This window comes from Marinomonas transparens (assembly GCF_016463975.1).
Taxonomy (GTDB): Bacteria; Pseudomonadota; Gammaproteobacteria; order Pseudomonadales; family Marinomonadaceae; genus Marinomonas; species Marinomonas transparens.
On record NZ_JAEMNX010000054.1, the window covers coordinates 1 to 5,527 of the forward strand.

At 46.8% G+C, this 5,527-nt stretch carries 1 protein-coding gene; it reads right to left on the reverse strand.

Features of this window, described 5'->3' with window-relative positions; all coding sequences use genetic code 11:
* On the reverse strand, positions 1 to 5,527 hold a 5,527-nt coding region (locus I8J31_RS20555; RefSeq protein ID WP_199470456.1), incomplete at both ends, for a hemagglutinin repeat-containing protein.

Below are 5,527 nucleotides of genomic sequence, written 5' to 3' on the forward strand. Positions count from 1 at the left end.
ACTTGCTTGATGGAACCTTGGTCTTTGGCTTTGACTTTAAAGGTGCCTTTTTTCTGTTCTTTATATCGTTTCGATGTTTGATCCACGGTTGATAACAGTTGGATATCACCCGCCGCTTGCAGAGTAATGTCACCATCCGCTTGCGCCGTCGACCCCGCTAACAGAATGTCTACGCCTGAAGCAATTTGAATATCTCCACCGGACGTTAGATCCGTTCCTTGGTTAATACTGCTTGAAGAGGTGGTGGTTTTGGTGCTGCGTTTGGTACGCCCAAAAGATCGTTTTTTCTTGGTTTTGACTTCTTCAAAGCTGGAGTTATTGGCCACCGCAGACGCTAAAATCACATCACCGCCCGCCGCTAAGCCGATGCCATCGCCACCGCTTAAGGTGGAACCTTGAGAGAAGATGTCTTGCTGGCTAACCAGCGTTAACGCACCACCGGCATTCAATGTCGTGCCAGTGAGGGTTTCGTTATGGTCACGCTTCTCGGTGGAATTACCACCACCGCCGACAAAGCTGTAGCTATCCTCAGAATCAGTCACCGCCAACAAGTCAATATTGTTCGCGGACAAGGCCAAGTTACCACTGGCATTGATTTGTCCACCTTCACTGGTCAGAGTATTGCCCGCGCTCAGTTGAATATTATTACCCGAAAGAGAGCTGACTTGATGAGTAGTCGACTGACTAGAGGCTCTTCTTGCATTCGAACTCGTCGTATCTTGCACTGCGAGCAGATCAATAGTGTTAGCGGATATTGCTAAATTGTCTTGCGCCTTAATCTGCGCTGCTTCGCTGGTAACAGTATTGCCTGCGCTTAGCTGAATATTATTACCTGAAAGGGCGCTAACTTGATGAGTTGTACTAGCGGTACTACTACGTCTATAGCCATAGCCACTAGGTTGACTCTTATTAATAGCCAAGGCTTCAATCGACACGTCATTGGCGGCTGTTAAGGCAAGGTCACCCGTAGCCTTCACCTCACTGCCAATTAAACGAACATTGTTACCAGCAGACAAACTAACATTATCTCCTCGAATACTTGCCGTATGTCCAGCTATCATTGTATTGCTTATATTATCAACTAAGCCCCCCTGACTAGGCTCACTCAAAGTCTCACTACTGATGCTTCCTCCAGCCACTAAACTCAGGTTACCTGCTGCTTTAATGGTGTGGGTATTGATGATGTCTTGTGTGGCCGTCAAGCTGGCACCGCCTGCAGAAGATAGGGTACCACCATTGCTAATATTGTTGCCTTTCAGCGACAGATCCACCTTAGCCAGCATAGAGCCTGTGTTATTAATCTCTCCCTCGACATCAATATCAATACTGGAAGCCGCTATCAGGGCACCATCTTGTCTCAGTTCTAACCCAGACGCCGCAGAGAAATAGACTTTGGGCACCAAAGCCTGTTGCGGGCCATTAGGGGTATCGACGGTTTCATTCACCATCCATACAATGGGCTGCCGCAACTGTGCAATTTGCTCGGCACTCAATGCCACCCCAGCCGTTAATTGCAAGTCTTCATAGGAATCCACGGCATTGTTCATCAAGGTTGTATAGGTGTCTTCAATACTGATGCTATCCGGTATCGTCTGAAAACCGGTAAAAGCCAAGATCTGATCACGCACCAACCTCTGCTCTAAAAAGCCATCGCCTAAACGCACAGCCGTTTTACCATCACGCCCTACCGAATCTGAGGTAAGTTTGTTTAATAAATAATCGGAGGAAATGAACGTCTCATAATTTGTTAATAAAGGACTGGTGACAATGACATAGGAGGGATCTGGCGTATTTGCTAATGTAAATAAAGCACTGTTAGACAAATCATCAACCACATTTTCGAAGATTTCATCACGGCGAGCGTCAACTTCCTCTAAATCCACATCACTTAATACCACGGCTTTAACGCCATCATTGGTAACAACTGGAGCCGCCTCTGTATTAGCACCCTCTAGAGTCGAACTTATCGCGGCAATCCCATCAGCATCTTGCGCTGCCACCTGCGGAGTATCCAAATCCAAGACGGTTATCTCTGAACTAGCTGTTACGGGATGATTAACCCCTTGATCGGATAAGCCTGTCGTCTCGGTACCTTCTGCAATGACACCTAAGTCATTCGAGTCCGTCACCTTGACGTCAGAATTCGCTACAACAGAATGATTCACCTCTTGATCGGATAAGCCTGTAGCCTCGGTATTTTCTGCAATGACACCTAAGTTATTGGAGTCCGTCACTTTGACGTCAGAATTCGCTACAACGGAGTGATTCACCTCTTGGTCTGATAAACCAGCAGTATCACTACCTTCTGCTGTAATTACTAAGCTATTGGAGTCCGTCGCATTAACCCCAGAACTATCCGCTATCGTATCAGCCACACTAGCCTCGGAAGCCGAAAAGTTATCCTCTGAGCTTTCAGTAGTTTTTAGTGACTGCGTCTCCACGCTGCTAGCGACTACATCGTCAACATTTCCCACATTTGAAACAGAACCCGCTTTCCCCCTAATACTGCCACCAGCGGTGAAAATAGCAGGCGCTAGAGCAACAACCTCACTATATACCTCGTTGATATCTTTCCTATAAATTTCATAAGGAAAAGCACCAGAATCCAAATCATGCCACGAACTAAAACCTATTTCGGTTCCTTTAAGCTCTGTCGTTTTGGCACCTTGATAACTCACATTATTCAATTGTCCTGCAACAAAGTTTAAATTACCAACTGCACTGATCGTTGAATAAAGATTATTAATAACACCCTCAATCGATATATTCCCACCTGACAACACGTAAGCTTGCGGGCTATCGACCGAGATAGATGACATAGTGACTGTTTCGGTGTACCTCCTGTCAAATGACTCCCCATTCCCGTCAGGTAAAAGAGCAGTAAAAAAAATGTCTTCTTGTGATAACACTTGCTGAGAGACGCTGAACTGGCGTTTTTTATTATTAAGTATGTTCGCTTTTATGACCAAATCATTGTTAGTTTCAATCGTCGCCGAACTATTGGTTAAGGTTCCATTTGCTTTTAGATAACCACTGCCCAAACTGTATAACACCCCGCCATCTTGGTTGGTGAGGTTACCCCTTGAGCGTAGGTCTAGGTGGCTTTTCCCTAAGATAAGGGCGTTACTGCCCTTGTTTACGATGCTGGCGGCATTAACGGCGACCTGATTACCCGCGATGCCTCCTTGGTTGGTTAAAGTGCCCGTATTATTGATGGACAAGGTGCCATTTTGTGCCGAGATCACCCCTGTCGAGGCGTTGCTCAAGTGGCGGCTGTTTAGAGTAAGGTTATTCACCGATTCCAATACCGATCCGGTGTTAACCAGATCGCCATTAGTATTAATCGTCAAGGTGCCGTTCGCTTTTACTTTCGCACCATTGAGGTTCGAGAAGCTGTCGCGTGACGTTAAAGCAAGGTCACTGCTCGACGCTATACTACTGGTAGAAGCATTATTGGTAATCAGCTGAGCACTCGCCACCAAGCCATTGCCTGATAACGAACCCTGATTATCCAATCGATTGGCCGTGATGGTAAGCTGGCCATTTTGTGCTAACACCTGACTGCCTGCGGTGTTGGTCAGGGTTTGAGCGCCGAGACTAATACTGCCGCCTGACTCTATGGTGGCATTACTATTAGTGAGATCCCCTGAAGCAGTTAAAACAAGCTCATTACCAGCATGAATAAGCGCACCATTGTTATTGGTAATCGACTCCATGGTGGTGATACTGGCGTTGTTATTAGCATAAATTTGACTCGTATTAATCTTGTTATTCAGTAAACGAGCTTCTATGTCGATGTTTCGACCACCCAATAAACCTTGGTTATCCAGCTGTTGAGTACGAATGGTTAGAGTGTCACCTTGGGCCAATATGGTCCCGCTATTGGTGAGATTTTGACTGGTCAGGGTCGCAGACGTGACCGATTCTATCGTCGATCCTGTGTTCGTGATATCACCGCTGTGACTGGTGAGCGCCAAGGCTTTTTCAGCATGAATCAAAGCGCCATCAGTATTGTTCACCGCTCCCTCAATGGTGACCTCTACTGTATCTGTTGAGTAAATTTGTCCCCCTGCGGTGTGGTTGCTTAACTCATTGGCGGTCATAACGATGCCCTTACCCGCTACTGTGCCTTGGTTATCTACTTTGCTAGTGCTGACAGTGAGTGCATCATTTTGCGCTAAAAGGGTACCTGTGTTGGTAACATTTTTGGCGTTAAAGGTCGCGGTTTCAATCGCTTCGATCCTAGAGCCTGTATTGGTGATGTCATTGTTTGTACTGGTGAGGGTCAGGTCTTTTTCAGCGTGAATTAATGCACCATCGGTATTGTTCACTGCCCCATCAATGGTGGCCACTAGGTCACCTGTTGAATAGAGTTTTCCGTTTACAGTGCCGTTTGTCAGCTGAGCCGCGGTTAGCGTGATGCCATTACCCGCTAAGGTCCCTCGGTTATCCACATTAGCAGTGTCTATGGTCAAGCTGCCTTGTTGCGCCAAAACGGTGCCAGTACTGGTGAGGTTTTGCGCGGTGATTGTGGTAGCTCCGACGGCTTCGATAGTCGCGCCTGTGTTGGTGAGATCGCTTTGTGCATTTAAGGTTACATCCGTGTCGGCATGTACCAAGGCACCGTCTGTATTGGTGACGCCTCCTGTGATGGTCAGATCGACTGCGTCGGTTGAAAATATCTTGCCATTGACTGTGCTGTTATTCAGCTCAGTGGCATTAATCTCAATACCCTTGCCTGCCAGAACGCCTTGGTTATCAACTTTCTTAACCGACTGCCCTTGTGTTCCGAATGTCAACGCACCATTTTGCGCGAGGATAATGCCAGAGTTAGTGACATTTTGTGCATCAATGTTAGTGGCATTAATGGCTTCAATCGTGGAGTCGGTGTTCGTAAGCTTGCCTTCCGCATCCAGCGTCACATCCGTATTGGCATGAACCAGTGCGCCATCGGTGTTGGTGACATTTCCTTTGATGTTCAGATCCACGTTATAGGTGGAGAATACCTTGCCATTGACTGTGCTGTTATTCAGCTCTGTTGCATTAACAATAATACCGTTACCCGCTAAAGCGCCTTGGTTATCCACATTGGCAGTGTCTATGGTCAAGTTGCCTTCTTGCGCTAGAATGGTGCCGGAACTGGTAACATTTTGTGCTTCGACCTTGGTACTATTGAGCGCTTCGATGGTAGCTAATGTGTTGGTAAGGTTGCCGTCCGCATCCAGTGTCACATCCGTATTCGCGTGAACTAAGGCGCCATCGATGTTGGTGACATTTCCTTTGATGTTCAGATCCACGTTATCGGTGGAGAAAATCTTGCCATTTACTGTGCTGTTATTGAGCTCAGTGGCATTAATCTCAATGCCCTTGCCTTCCAGAACACCTTGGTTATCAACTTTATTGACCGACAGCCCTTGCGTTCCGAATGTCAAAGCTCCGTTTTGCGCAAGGATAGTGCCGGAGCTAGTGACATTTTTTGCATCAATATTAGTGGCATTAATGGCTTCAATCGTGGATGCGCTATTCG